The organism is Paraglaciecola algarum (assembly GCF_021532655.1).
GTDB lineage: Bacteria > Pseudomonadota > Gammaproteobacteria > Enterobacterales > Alteromonadaceae > Paraglaciecola > Paraglaciecola algarum.
Genome location: NZ_JAKGAS010000001.1, coordinates 77,110 through 90,483 on the forward strand (window position 1 = coordinate 77,110; position 13,374 = coordinate 90,483).

At 38.7% G+C, this 13,374-nt stretch carries 14 protein-coding genes; 13 read left to right on the forward strand and 1 reads right to left on the reverse strand.

The features are described from left to right. The first annotated feature begins 67 nt into the window (after positions 1-67). The 10 genes from rpoE (at position 68) to L0668_RS00395 (ending at position 8,785) form a co-directional block, all read left to right on the forward strand. The gene (rpoE, locus tag L0668_RS00350; RefSeq protein WP_235310075.1) at positions 68-649 is read left to right on the forward strand and encodes an RNA polymerase sigma factor RpoE; all 582 of its coding nucleotides are present in this window, start codon (positions 68-70) and stop codon (positions 647-649) included. Positions 650-728: 79 nt separating this feature from the next. Beyond that, positions 729-1,352 carry a sigma-E factor negative regulatory protein gene (locus tag L0668_RS00355; protein ID WP_235310076.1) on the forward strand — a complete coding sequence of 208 codons (624 nt, stop codon included), beginning with the start codon at positions 729-731 and terminating at the stop codon, positions 1,350-1,352. Beyond that, positions 1,330-2,361, forward strand: a complete 1,032-nt coding sequence (locus tag L0668_RS00360) for a MucB/RseB C-terminal domain-containing protein (protein ID WP_235310077.1) — start codon at positions 1,330-1,332, stop codon at positions 2,359-2,361. The genes L0668_RS00355 and L0668_RS00360 overlap by 23 nt, the downstream gene beginning before the upstream one ends. A gap of 7 nt (positions 2,362-2,368) precedes the next feature. Then, positions 2,369-2,857 carry a SoxR reducing system RseC family protein gene (locus L0668_RS00365; RefSeq protein ID WP_235310078.1) on the forward strand — a complete coding sequence of 163 codons (489 nt, stop codon included), beginning with the start codon at positions 2,369-2,371 and terminating at the stop codon, positions 2,855-2,857. Positions 2,858-3,019: 162 nt separating this feature from the next. Next, positions 3,020-4,816: a translation elongation factor 4 gene (lepA, locus tag L0668_RS00370; RefSeq protein WP_235310079.1), complete on the forward strand. Its 1,797-nt coding sequence runs from the start codon at positions 3,020-3,022 to the stop codon at positions 4,814-4,816. Then, the gene (gene lepB, locus L0668_RS00375; protein ID WP_235310080.1) at positions 4,816-5,724 is read left to right on the forward strand and encodes a signal peptidase I; all 909 of its coding nucleotides are present in this window, start codon (positions 4,816-4,818) and stop codon (positions 5,722-5,724) included. Before lepA ends, lepB begins: the two co-directional genes overlap by 1 nt. After that, positions 5,725-6,411 (forward strand): ribonuclease III, encoded by a 687-nt coding sequence (rnc, locus tag L0668_RS00380; RefSeq protein WP_235310081.1) that lies wholly within the window; start codon positions 5,725-5,727, stop codon positions 6,409-6,411. Continuing rightward, positions 6,401-7,306: a GTPase Era gene (gene era / locus L0668_RS00385; protein WP_235310082.1), complete on the forward strand. Its 906-nt coding sequence runs from the start codon at positions 6,401-6,403 to the stop codon at positions 7,304-7,306. Before rnc ends, era begins: the two co-directional genes overlap by 11 nt. Before the next feature lie 3 nt (positions 7,307-7,309). After that, positions 7,310-7,951 carry a pyridoxamine 5'-phosphate oxidase gene (pdxH, locus tag L0668_RS00390; RefSeq protein WP_235310083.1) on the forward strand — a complete coding sequence of 214 codons (642 nt, stop codon included), beginning with the start codon at positions 7,310-7,312 and terminating at the stop codon, positions 7,949-7,951. Between the two features lie 18 nt (positions 7,952-7,969). After that, a complete protein-coding gene (locus tag L0668_RS00395; protein WP_235310084.1) occupies positions 7,970-8,785 on the forward strand; it encodes a TatD family hydrolase in 816 nt (271 codons plus the stop codon). Positions 8,786-8,791: 6 nt separating this feature from the next. Here L0668_RS00395 and L0668_RS00400 read toward each other — a convergent pair whose 3' ends face one another. Continuing rightward, entirely contained in the window at positions 8,792-9,412 is a 621-nt protein-coding gene (locus L0668_RS00400; RefSeq protein ID WP_235310085.1) for an AhpA/YtjB family protein, read from the reverse strand. A gap of 388 nt (positions 9,413-9,800) precedes the next feature. On the opposite strand from L0668_RS00400, the gene L0668_RS00405 reads away from it, so the two are divergent. From L0668_RS00405 to L0668_RS00415, 3 genes are read left to right on the forward strand one after another with little or no spacing between them, the layout of a single operon-like run. After that, the gene (locus L0668_RS00405; RefSeq protein WP_235310086.1) at positions 9,801-10,724 is read left to right on the forward strand and encodes an ABC transporter ATP-binding protein; all 924 of its coding nucleotides are present in this window, start codon (positions 9,801-9,803) and stop codon (positions 10,722-10,724) included. After that, on the forward strand, positions 10,724-11,458 hold the full coding sequence (locus L0668_RS00410) for an ABC transporter permease (RefSeq protein WP_235310087.1): 735 nt from the start codon (positions 10,724-10,726) through the stop codon (positions 11,456-11,458). Before L0668_RS00405 ends, L0668_RS00410 begins: the two co-directional genes overlap by 1 nt. Positions 11,459-11,472: 14 nt before the next feature. Next, positions 11,473-13,374, forward strand: coding sequence for a GldG family protein (locus tag L0668_RS00415; protein WP_235310673.1), 1,902 nt, complete (start codon positions 11,473-11,475; stop codon positions 13,372-13,374).

Below are 13,374 nucleotides of genomic sequence, written 5' to 3' on the forward strand. Positions count from 1 at the left end.
ATAAGGCTAGTCAATATTAGTGCTTGCATGAGCTGTAGTATATTTTCGTAAAGGAGTAGAAGCTCGAATGAGCGAGCAGATAACAGATCAACAAATTGTTGAAAGAGTACAAAAGGGAGATAAAAACGCATACGGGCTGTTAGTTAATAAGTATCAGCATAAAGTCGCGTATTTAGTTTCTAGGTATGTAAAAAACTCGGGTGATGTGGCTGATGTCGCACAAGAAGCATTTATTAAGGCATATAAAGCTTTACCCAATTTTAGAGGTGACAGTGCGTTTTATACTTGGCTATATAGAATAGCCGTTAATAGCGCCAAAAATTATTTGGTTTCTCAAGGGAGAAAACCACCGGCAAATGATGTAGATGCCGAAGAAGCGGATTTTTATGACGGTAGTGATGCCTTAAAAGAAAATAATTCGCCAGAAAAAAGTTTAATGTCTGAGCAGATGGAAAAGTTGTTGTTTGACGCAATGGATAAGCTGCCAGAGGATTTGCGTATGGCTATCAGTTTACGTGAATTAGAAGGGATGAGCTACGAAGAGATAGCTAATGTGATGGATTGCCCAGTTGGTACAGTAAGATCTAGGATCTTCAGGGCACGAGACGCATTAGATAAAGTGATTCAACCTTTACTTATGAACGATTAAGTTTGGTTTGATTAAGTTTGGTTTATTATTCAGCCAGAATTTATTAGTATTAGAACTAAATTAGCGGGAACCATATTGTATGTCGCAAAAATTTGAAAATTTATCAGCTTTAATTGATGGAGAACAGTTGTCTTCTGATGATGTAATTGAGGCAGTTAAAGGTGATGCAGATTTAATGCAAAAGTGGAAAAGCTATCATTTAATCCGTGATGGTTTACGTAAAGAACTCCCAACTGAACTAAATTTTGATATTGCAGCTAATGTTGCACAAGCGCTAGAAAACGAGCCGGCAATATTAGCACCTAAGAAAACTTGGCGTGAATTACCTTTAGTGAGCAGTGTTATTCCGTTTGCTAAACAAGGTGGTCAGATGGCTGTTGCTGCATCCGTTGCTGTTGCTATGATATTAGGCGTACAACAAATGAATCAAACGGATGTTGAACAACCTTTTAATGCAGCACCGCCTATTTTAGGTATTAAAGGTGGATTGTCTCCAGTTAGTTTTGAACAAACTCGTACTGCGCCTAAGACAGATGCGATCGAACAGAAACGCCGCATTCAAGCTTATTTGATTGATCATAAAGAGCAAATGCGTTTTAAAACGTTTCAAGCTCCAGTTGTAGATTCAGATGTTTTACCAATAGAAGAAACACCTATAAATGAAGGAGCGGAGTCGGACATTGTTGAAAGTACTCCAGAATAAATTAAACGGCAGAGCTTTACTCGCTCTGCTATTTTTCGTAAATGTATCCACACATTTGCACGCTCAACCAGAACCCTTAAATCCACAGTTAACCCAAGAAGAAATCGAACAGTATCCAGTTGATAGTGCACAGGCATGGTTGACTAAAATGTCTCAAGCTAGCCGTTCTCTTAATTTCTCGATTACCTTTGTTTTGCTTAAACCAGGTGTTGATTCACAACCTTATCTTTGGCGTCATGGTGTTACAGCCGAAGGCATAGAGATGGAAGAGTTAAACTTGCTAAATGGCGCGGGTAAAAAGGCACTAAGGGTTGATAAAAAAGTCAGTTACTTTGAGCCCAATGTGCCACCTTATAGTTTAGTATCTACAACCATCAATGGCCCATTTCCTAGCCAATTCTTTAGATATCCAGAAAAACTATTTGTCGGTTATGACCTAGTTATGGTGGGGAAAAGTAGAGTTTCTGGAAGAGCTGCGCAGCAAATTCGGATCATCAGTAAAGATAAGTCTCGATATGGTTTAAATGTGTGGTTAGATCAAGAGACAGGTTTGTTATTAAAAATGAACATGTTTAACCTAAAAAACCAGTTATTAGAACAAATTCAAGTAACGGGTTTACAGGTGACTGAGCAACCCGATCCTTTTTTTAGTAAAATTGAAATAGGTATGTTGCCCGAAGTAGTTAATATTGAACAAAACAAAAAAATACGCTCCCCTTGGCAAATTGGTTATTTGCCCGTTGGAATGGAGTTGGTTAATCGTAAATTGCGACGTTTATCTATCACCAGTGAAGTGGTGGAGTATGTGATGTTAAGTGATGGATTGGTGGATATATCACTTTATATACAAGAGAATGTTAAATCTAAAACAACCGGTCGTTTAGTCGGAGCTAATCAGACGGACACCTTATTTACTATTCAGAATGGGCCACTAAATATTACTATAATAGGTAAAATCCCTGCTGCCACCGCTAATGCTATTGCTACCTCAATTCAGCGACAGCCATAGGCTCTTTATGCTTGAAGAAATTGGTATTGTCAGTGCTATTAACAAAGAAAGTGCAAAGCAAATAATCTGGGTTGAAACTCACATTAAATCCACTTGTGGAAGTTGTGAGGCTCAATCAAATTGTGGCACTGGTGCTATTGCTAAGTTTTTAGCCAAACGAGGTGAAAAACTGCAATTTGATTATCAAGGTGATGTAATTGTCGGCCAGAAAATTAAGCTTGGTATTCCAGAAGAAAGTATTTTGAAAGCATCGAGTTTAGTTTACATAGTGCCTCTTTTTGTGTTGATGATATCGGCTGTTTTTGCCCAGTACTTTTTACCTCACTTAGGATTAATAGCTGAGTTTTGGATTATTGTTTTTGCTTTTATCAGCGCAGGCTTGTCTTATCTGGCTATTAACCATTATCTAAAGTTTGCAAAAATAGAAGATTTTTACCCTCGGATACTGTCAGTTATTCCTCAAGACACCCAAAATATCAAAATAAAGCAGCTGTAAGCGGTACTTTCCCCAAAACATTTACTTTGTGATGTCGCAAAGTTTTTGATTACACTGTAAAATCGCGGCCTATTTAATCGATTGTTCTTACAACTAAATTTAATTTAGATATTGAATTTAGACGTAGGGAAACAAGTAAACTTGGTAATTTTCTAAAAACCTATGCAACACAAGCACATACGAAACTTTTCTATCATAGCTCATATCGATCACGGTAAATCTACTTTGTCCGATCGTCTTATCCAACATTGTGGCGGTTTAGCCGATAGAGAAATGGCTGAACAAGTTCTCGATTCTATGGACATTGAACGAGAGCGTGGTATCACTATTAAAGCACAAAGTGTGACTTTGGATTATAAAGCCAAAGATGGTGAAACTTATCAACTTAACTTTATCGATACTCCGGGCCACGTAGATTTTAGTTATGAGGTGTCTCGTTCTTTAGCAGCATGTGAAGGTGCATTATTGGTGGTGGATGCAGGTCAAGGTGTTGAAGCGCAGACTCTAGCTAATTGTTATACCGCTATCGATATGGACATGGAAGTAGTACCTATCCTAAATAAAATTGATTTACCTCAAGCTGAACCAGAACGTGTAGCTGAAGAAATTGAAGATATAGTGGGTATAGATGCTCTTGATGCCGTGCGTTGTTCAGCTAAAACGGGTATTGGTATTGAAGATGTGCTGGAAGTTATAGTCAAACAAATTCCGCCACCAGAAGGCGAAATTGAAGCACCACTAAAAGCATTAATAGTTGATTCTTGGTTTGACAATTATCAAGGTGTTGTTTCTCTCGTACGTATTATGCAAGGTGAACTACGTAAAAATGACAAGATTAAAATCATGTCAACTAACGGTGTACATCAAGCCGATAAAGTTGGTATTTTTACGCCTAAAGAAACCAGTACCGGTGTATTGAGAGCAGGTGAGGTGGGATTTGTTATTGCCGGGATCAAAGAGATACATGGTGCACCAGTTGGCGATACTATTACCTTAGCTAAAGATTCAGCTGTAGAGGCTTTGCCTGGTTTCAAAAAAGTTAAACCTCAGGTTTACGCTGGTTTATTCCCAATTAGTTCTGATGATTATGAAGACTTTAGAGATGCCTTGGCTAAGTTAAGTCTAAATGATGCGTCTTTGTTCTTCGAGCCAGAAAGTTCTTCAGCTTTAGGTTTTGGTTTCCGTATTGGTTTCTTGGGCATGTTGCACATGGAGATTATTCAAGAACGCTTAGAGCGAGAGTACGATCTCGATCTAATCACCACTGCGCCGACAGTGGTTTACGAAGTGGAAACTAAAGACGGAGAAGTCACCTATGTTGATAATCCATCTAAGCTGCCAGCAGTCAACGATATTGAAGAAATTCGTGAACCTATAGTTGAAGCTCATATTTTAGTACCTCAAGAATACTTAGGTAACGTCATTACCTTGTGTGTTGAGAAACGAGGCATGCAGACCAGTATGACGTACCACGGTAAACAAGTAGCAGTGGTTTATGAGATCCCTATGGCTGAGGTGGTGATGGACTTTTTCGACCGTTTAAAATCAACCAGTCGTGGATTTGCTTCGCTAGATTATAACTTTAAACATTTCCAAGCAGCTGAAATGTCGCGCTTAGATATTTTAATTAACGGCGAACGTGTAGATGCCTTAGCTATGATCACCCACAAAGACAATGCTGTGACCCGTGGTAGACAATTAGTTGAAAAACTAAAAGAGCTTATCCCAAGACAGATGTTTGATATCGCTATTCAAGCAGCAATTGGTAACACTATTATTGCTCGTAGCACTATCAAGCAGTTACGTAAAAACGTGACAGCAAAATGTTATGGTGGTGATATCAGCCGTAAGAAAAAATTACTACAGAAACAAAAAGAAGGTAAAAAACGTATGAAGTCAGTAGGTAACGTTGAACTTCCGCAAGAAGCCTTTTTAGCATTACTCAAGGTAGGCAGTTAATGGCAAATTATTTTTCAATTATGTTGGTGATAGTGACTGTCGCCTCTGGTCTTATTTGGTTAATCGACAGTTTGTTATTTGCCCAAAAACGTCAAGATAGAATGGCCATAGCTGGTAATGCATCCAGTGGTACTTCGGAATTAGAGCAAGACCCACAATTACCTTGGTTAGTTGATACTGCCCAACAAATCTTTCCAGTAATTGCCTTTGTTTTGGTATTACGCTCTTTTTTATACGAACCATTTCAAATCCCTTCAGGCTCAATGATGCCTACACTTTTAGTAGGAGATTTTATCTTAGTTGAAAAATTTACTTATGGTTTGAAAGATCCAGTGATGCGTAAAAAGTTCGTTGATTTAGGTCAGCCTGAACGTGGTGATGTAGTGGTGTTTAAGTATCCGGTTAACCCGTCTCTTGATTATATAAAACGTGTCGTGGGTTTACCTGGTGATACTGTGATTTATCGTGATAAACAAATTAGTATTAAACCTGCTTGTGATACCGCTGAAAACTGCGAGCCACTTAAAAAAGTGGATTTGAAGTTTGAAAGTCGCGGTGAAGTGTACCAACAGTTTGCGCCATTAGAAAAATACACTGAGCAGTTAGGTGAAGTGTCTCATCAAATATATAAAAAACCAGGTCGTACAAATCACGCTAGTCGGTATTATCAACAACCAGGTACTCAGGCTGACGAATGGATAGTACCTGAAGGTCATTACTTTGTGATGGGCGATAACCGTGATAATAGTGAAGATGGCAGATTCTGGGGCTTTGTTTCAGATGAGCATTTAGTAGGTAAGGCTGTCGCTATTTGGATTAGCTTCGAATTTGAACGTGAGCCAGATAGTGTTTTACCTGGCTGGGTGCCTACTGGTGTGCGTTTTGAAAGAGTCGGCGGCATTATTTAGATGCAGGCTGTTGACCCATATTTACCTTTATATAAATGTTTAGGGTATACCTTTAACAAGGCTGCTAATCTAGAATTGGCGCTGACTCACAGAAGTGCCAACAAAAATCACAACGAAAGGTTGGAGTTTTTAGGGGATGCAATCTTAGGTATGGTTATCGCTAAGGCATTGTTTCAACGTTTTCCTAAACAGCCTGAAGGCAAACTGACCCGCATGCGCTCCAGTTTAGTTAAAGGGGATACCTTAGCTGAAGTAGCGAGAGAGTTTGCTTTAGGTGATTTGTTGTTATTAGGCCCAGGCGAATTAAAAAGTGGTGGTTTTCGTCGAGACTCTATTTTAGCCGATGCAGTTGAAGCGATTATTGGTGCCATATATTTAGAAGCTGGCATGGATACCTGTGAGCAGTTAATTCTTAAATGGTTTGCCAAACGAATCGATAAACTTGATCCAGAAGCCGTGTCTAAAGATGATAAAACTCGTTTACAAGAATATTTGCAAGGCCAAAAAAAACCGCTACCTTTATATGAAGTAACTGATATTAAAGGTAAATCACACGATCAAACCTTTTACGTTAATTGCACTGCCACCGGTTTAGACAAACCCATTACAGGTGTCGGTAATAGCCGTCGTAAAGCAGAACAAAAGGCAGCTAGGCAAGCCTTTGAGATTTTAACCAATGGAAAATAACACTTATTGTGGAATGATCGCGATTGTGGGGCGGCCAAATGTTGGCAAGTCCACTTTATTAAATAAATTATTAGGCCAAAAGGTCAGTATTACCTCTCGTAAACCGCAAACTACTCGTCACCGTATTATGGGTATTGATTCAGAAGAAAACAAACAAGCCATTTATGTGGATACTCCTGGATTACATATCGAAGAAAAACGCGCCATCAATCGTTTTATGAACCGCGCTGCATCTAGTTCAATTGCTGACGTGGGCTTAGTATTGTTTTTGGTGGAAGGTACAAAGTGGACTGACGATGACCAAATGGTATTAAACAAGGTACAACAAGCCAATGTACCCTGCTGGTTGATAGTGAATAAGTCTGACAATGTGAAAGACAAAGAAACCATGATGCCCCATCTAAAATGGTTAGGCGAGCAGCATAATTTCGAACAAATCATGCCTATCTCTGCCAAAACCGGCAAAAATGTCGAAGAGTTACGCTCTTTAGTGATGAAGACTTTGCCCGAAAGTGATTTTTATTTTCCAGAAGATTACATCACAGATCGCTCTAGCCGATTTATGGCGGCTGAAATTATTCGGGAAAAACTTATGCGTTTTACCGGTGACGAATTACCTTATTCCATTACCGTTGAGATAGAACAGTTTTTATTAGCTGAAAATGGTGTTTATCGTATTAATGGCTTGATTTTGGTTGAACGAGATACGCAAAAAAGCATGGTGATCGGTAAAGGCGGGCAAAAACTTAAAACCATTGGAGCAGAAGCTCGAAAAGACATGGAAGCTTTATTTGATACTAAGGTCTTCTTAGAGCTTTGGGTCAAGGTGAAATCAGGCTGGGCAGACGATGAACGTGCTTTACGAAGTTTAGGTTATGGTACAGAAGGTCAATAAAAGTTGAGTGCAATTAGTGATATAAGGCGTCAGTATTCACGAGCAGGGTTAGATGTTGCTGACTTAACCCCAGAACCATTTTCGTTATTTGAAAAGTGGTTACAAAACGCTGTGGATGCTAACTTGGTTGACCCAACCGCTATGACCATTGCAACAGTTGATGAAACAGGTCAGCCATCTCAGCGCATAGTGTTATTAAAAGATTTTAGTGAAAAAGGTTTTGTTTTTTATACCAACACTGAAAGTAAAAAGGCCTCCGATTTAAAACAAAATGCCAAAATTTCTCTGCACTTTCCTTGGCACAGTTTAGAAAGACAAGTCAAAATTTGCGGCGTGGCGCTGCCATTAAGCTCAGTTGAGGTGGCTAAATATTTTATGTCACGTCCTAAACCTAGCCAACTAGCTGCTTGGGCCTCGGCGCAAAGCCGTCCGGTTAGTAGTAAGCAGGTTTTGATGGAGAAGTTTGCCCAAATGAAAGATAAGTTTTCTAAAGGTGAAGTACCTTTACCTTCTTTTTGGGGCGGTTACTTAGTTGTGCCTCACAAAATTGAGTTTTGGCAAGGTGGCGAAGATAGGTTGCATGACCGTTTTATGTATAGCAAAGGCAGTGACGGCCAGTGGCAAACTGAACGTTTAATGCCATAAATCTAGCCCAGAGAATGTATGCAAACTTCTCCTGCCTTTATAGATAGCCATTGCCATTTAGATTTTTCATGTTTTGATACTGACCGGCAGGAAATACTAAAAAGCTGTACTAAGTTAGGTATTGGAACAATAGTATTACCGGGTACTCAAGCCGCTCATTGGCAAAATCAAATTGATTTAGTTGAAAGTTTTTCACAACAAAATTTCTCGCAGCAAAAACTCCCACAACTAAAATTCGCTCTGGGCTTACACCCTTATTTTTTGAGTGGTTATCAAGACAAGCATTTAATTCGTTTAAAAAGCTTACTGCAACAGCATCAAGATAAAGTGGTAGCTTTAGGAGAAATAGGTTTGGATGCTGCAATTGAGCTTGATTGGCAAACTCAGCTTAATATTTTTATTAAACAACTGAATTTGGCTAAAGAATTGTCCTTACCCATTATTCTACATCATCGTAAAACCCATAATGAATTGATCCAAACTATTAAAAATCACGACTTTAAGTGTGGCGGCATAGTGCATGCTTTTAGTGGCAGTTTTCAACAAGCATTAACTTACATTGAATTAGGATTTAAATTGGGCGTAGGGGGAGGCATAACTTACCATAGGGCCCATAAAACAAGACAAACCATTAGCCAGTTGCCTATATCTAGTTTAGTGTTGGAAACAGATGCGCCAGATATGCCCTTAAGCGGAAAACAAGGGAGTAGAAATACTCCTCAAAACTTAGTTGAAATATTTAATTGTTTAGTAAAATTAAGAACAGAAAGCCCGGAAGAGATAAAACAGGCGATATATAAAAATACAGTTACATCATTAAAAAATATGGATTGATAATCCCTAACTATGTAACTCTGATTTTGATGTGTTACGCATTCGGTATTTAAACTTATAAAAAGCTCTGGCTACTAACATTCCAGCACCTAAAGCTAATAACATCAGTACTATGGTTTGTTGGTTAAGCTGAGTTTGATATTCATTGTGATAAGCCATCACAACTTCTTCTTTTAATAAAATGCGTAAATAACCAATTAAACGACCTTGGTGTGTAATGTTTTCTACAAAAACTAGTGGTTTATTGTCATTTAGCCTAAAAGCAGCAACCACAGATGAAGATGTTTGGTTATCCACCAACTGTCTTCCCTTGTCATCGAATAACGATGCACTTAATACATGAGGGTCGGCATTAATAAAGGCAAGTTGTTGGCCAAGGGAGTCTGAGTCTTGGGCCAAAATAGATTCAGTCAATACTTTGCCAGACAAGGCAGAAAGGCTTTCACCTAGTTGATTAGCTTGTTTCTTATGCCAATTCAGTGATTGTTTGGAACTGACTAACCATAGGTTCGTACAGATGATCACACTAACAATAACTAAGGCTAGGTTTGCCATACGTTTAAATACAGAGTATTTAGTGGGTATATCTAAGCTGGGCAGTGAGATTGAAGGTTTTAAATTTTCCATAAGCCAACCTTAAGCTAGTTCCCGGTTTTTTCCAAGAAAATAAAATGTATCTAACCTTGAGTTCTGGATAAACCGAGCCTCTAGATTACTTTTTTTTTGCGTCTAGCAGCGTTGGATTGCCGAACAATCGTCAGCTATTGCGTGCAGTAATCCGCCTTGCTATTCACGAAAAATATCGTCACCGAGTACGTTTCTAGGAAAATATTTTCGATGTATACGAATAAGTTTTCGAATTATGTATTTAAATTAAATTTTAACAACACGTATTATCCGGAATTCAGCTTAACTATTTTTGTAAACTTTAGTGGTTAAGCATTGAAAACACAGTGATAAACACCATCTAAATGTGATCAGTATTATTGTTATTTTTGGTCATTATAGGATTGTTATGATCTCAGTAAAAAATTTGTGTAAATCATTTGAAGGTTATACCGCAGTAGATAACCTTTGTTTTGATATTAAACCAGGTGAAGTCGTGGGGTTTCTTGGTCCAAATGGTGCTGGAAAATCTACCACTATGAAAATGATAACTGGTTTTTTACCGCCTAGTAGTGGTGATATTCAGGTTTGTGATCTGTCTTTTGAAAGCGCTTCTTTAAAAATAAAACAAAAAATAGGCTATTTGCCTGAAGGGGCGCCTGCTTATGGGGATATGACGCCTTTACAGTTTTTAACTTTTATCGCGCGGATTAGAGGTTTTAAAGGTGCAGAAAAAGACGCCCGAATTGACCAGGTAGTACAACAAGTTGAATTACAAGAGGTAATGGATAAACCTATTGAAAACTTGTCAAAAGGGTTTAAACGCAGAGTGGGATTAGCCCAAGCACTTATTCATGATCCAGAAATATTAATTCTAGATGAGCCAACAGATGGCTTAGACCCAAATCAAAAACATCAAGTCCGCGAATTAATTAAAAACTTAGCCAAAGATAAAATTGTGATTATTTCTACTCATATATTGGAAGAGGTGACCGCTGTATGTAACCGTGTAATGATCATAGCTAAAGGTAAATTATTGTTTGACGACACACCTAATGCTTTGCACAAGTTATCTAAATATTATGGTGCGGTCACTTTGCATTTTAGTTATCGAGCCGATGCCTCAGAGTTAGCTGAACTTGAAGGGGTAGACAGTATGGAAGAAGATTTAAAAACCGGCAGAGTGACACTATTCCCTAAGCCAGGCGAACATATTTTACACTTAGTCACAGCCCATGCGCAAAGATGCAAGTTACCCGTTGATAGTCTGTTTGTAGAGCAAGGTCGATTAGACGAAGTATTTAGGAAAATTACTCAAGAGGTGACTGAATAATGGGTAATATTAGTATTTTATTTAAACGGGAGTTTTCGAGCTTTTTTGCCTCTCCTGTGGCTTATGTATTTATTGGGATCTTTCTAATTTTATCTGCTGTGTTTAGTTTTTTTATCGGTGGATTATACGAACGAGGCCAAGCAGATTTAGTACCTTTCTTTAATTTTCACCCTTGGCTGTATTTGTTTTTAGTGCCTGCGATTGCTATGCGTAGCTGGGCAGAGGAACGAAAAAGCGGCACTATCGAATTGTTAATGACCCTACCGATAAGTGCTTGGCAAGCTATGTTGGCTAAACATCTAGCTGCTTGGGTAGTTTTAGGGCTTTCACTAGTATTAACCTTTCCATTGTGGCTCACGGTTAATTATTTAGGTGATCCAGATAATGGCATTATTTTCGCGGCTTACATTGGTAGTTGGCTGATGTCAGGCGCGTTTTTATCCATAGGTTTGTGCATGTCAGCCTTAACTAAAAATCAGGTAGTGGCTTTTATATTGTCTGTGGTGGTGTGTTTCTTATTTGTGGTCAGCGGCAGTAATATTGTATTAGATGCGTTTAAGTCTTGGGCCCCGAGCGTATTAATGGACACAGTGGCATCTTTTAGTTTTTTAACCCACTTTGAGGCTATGGCTAAAGGTGTGATTGCCTTAGATGATTTGGGCTACTTTTTGTTAGTCACAGTTTGCTGGTTATTTGCCGGTTTAGTGCTAATCGAACAAAAGAAGGCGGACTAATTATGCAAACTAGTATACAAAATAAGTTTACCTCTACTCTGAGTATCATTTTATTGGCAATTATATTTGTTGCCTTGGTATTTATTAATAACCAATTATTATCGACTGTTCGACTAGACTTAACAGAAAACCAAGTATATTCGTTGTCTGAAGGCAGTAAACAAGTGATTAAAGAAATTGATGAACCTATCAATTTATATTTTTTCTTTTCTGACAAAGCCTCTAAAAATATGACCAGTTTGCGTAATTACGCAAATCGAGTTGAAAGTTTATTAACTGAATATGAAACCCTAGCAGCGGGTAAACTAAAATTGCATGTGCTGGATCCTGAAGCCTTTTCTGAACAAGAAGATCAAGCCAGTCAGTATGGATTAACAGCTGCGACCATTGGTGCAGCGGGCGAATCTATCTATATGGGACTAGCAGCAACTAATTCGTTAGATGAACAACAAACCATAGCTTTTTTTGACCCACAAAAAGAAAGTTTCTTAGAATACGAAATAAGCAAACTTATTCATCAGTTAAGTGAGCCTGAGCCGGTTAACGTTACTGTGATAACTGACTTGCCCATTACGGGTGGACAAAATCCAATGACAGGCCAGCCAGATCCGGCTTGGACTTTTTTCAGTCAGTTAGAACAACTGTATGCAGTAGAAAACTTTGCTAATGATATCAGCGCACTGCCAGAAGAAACTGATGTGTTAGTGCTTATTCATCCTCAAAATTATTCTGAAAACTTGCTATATGAAATTGATCAATATGCATTAAATGGCGGTAAGGTACTAGTCTTTGTTGATCCTCACAATGAATCAGACCAAATGGCAATGATGGCTGGCGCAATGACAGGCGGTAATACTTCAAATCTAGAAACCTTATTTACCGCTTGGGGGGTAGAGTTCAATCATAAACAGGTGCTGTTAGATGCCATGGCTGGTCTAGATATTCGTACCCAAACTGGTGGCGTGACCCGACATTTTGGTTTTGTGGGTTTTAATACCGAACAGCTTGACCGAAAAGATATTGTGAGTGCTAATTTAGAACTCATCAATGGCGCATCATTTGGTATATTCAACAAAATTAAAACCGCTGGTTCACAGTGGAAACCTATTATTCAATCCAGTGTAAATACAGATCTTATGGATGTTGCAACCTATGCACAAACTCGCGATCCTGACGAATTGGCTGCAGCGTATCAAACAAATAATAAAAGTTACGTGTTGGCTGCCAGGTTAACCGGTAAAGCGAATAGTTCCTTTGAAGCGCCACCAGAAAACAGTGAAATACAAGGGAGTGGAATAGAAGGGCATACACAATCCACAAACAAGCTAAATGTGATGCTTGTGGGTGACACGGATATCTTAGCTGATAGATTTTGGGTTCAGCAATCAAACTTTTTTGGTGAAATAATTACTACGCCTTTTGCTAATAACGGCGACTTCTTTAACAATGCCGTTGAAAACTTGGGTGGTAGTGATGCACTCATTAGTATTCGCAGTAGAGGCACCTTTGCCCGTCCATTTACGAAAGTAGATGAACTAACGGTAGTGGCAGAGCAAAAGTTCCGAGAACAAGAGCAGTTATTAGAGCAACAGCTTGACGAAACCGAACAACAACTGATGCAATTGCAAGGTCAATCAGCACAAGACGGCTCTTTAGTGATATCCCCTGAGCAACAAACCGCTATCGACCAATTTATGCAACAGAGGATCAATATCCGTAAGTCCTTGCGTGATGTGCGTCATCAGTTAGACAAAGATATTGAAAGTTTAGGCAATAAGTTAAAGCTAGTGAATATAGCCATAGCGCCGATTGTGTTAATTCTATTGTTAGTCGTTTTAAGAGCAATATTTAGAACCAAGCCTAAAAAAGTTAAGGCTCTAAAACAGGATGTTGTCAGCAGTGAGCAAGGAGCCTAA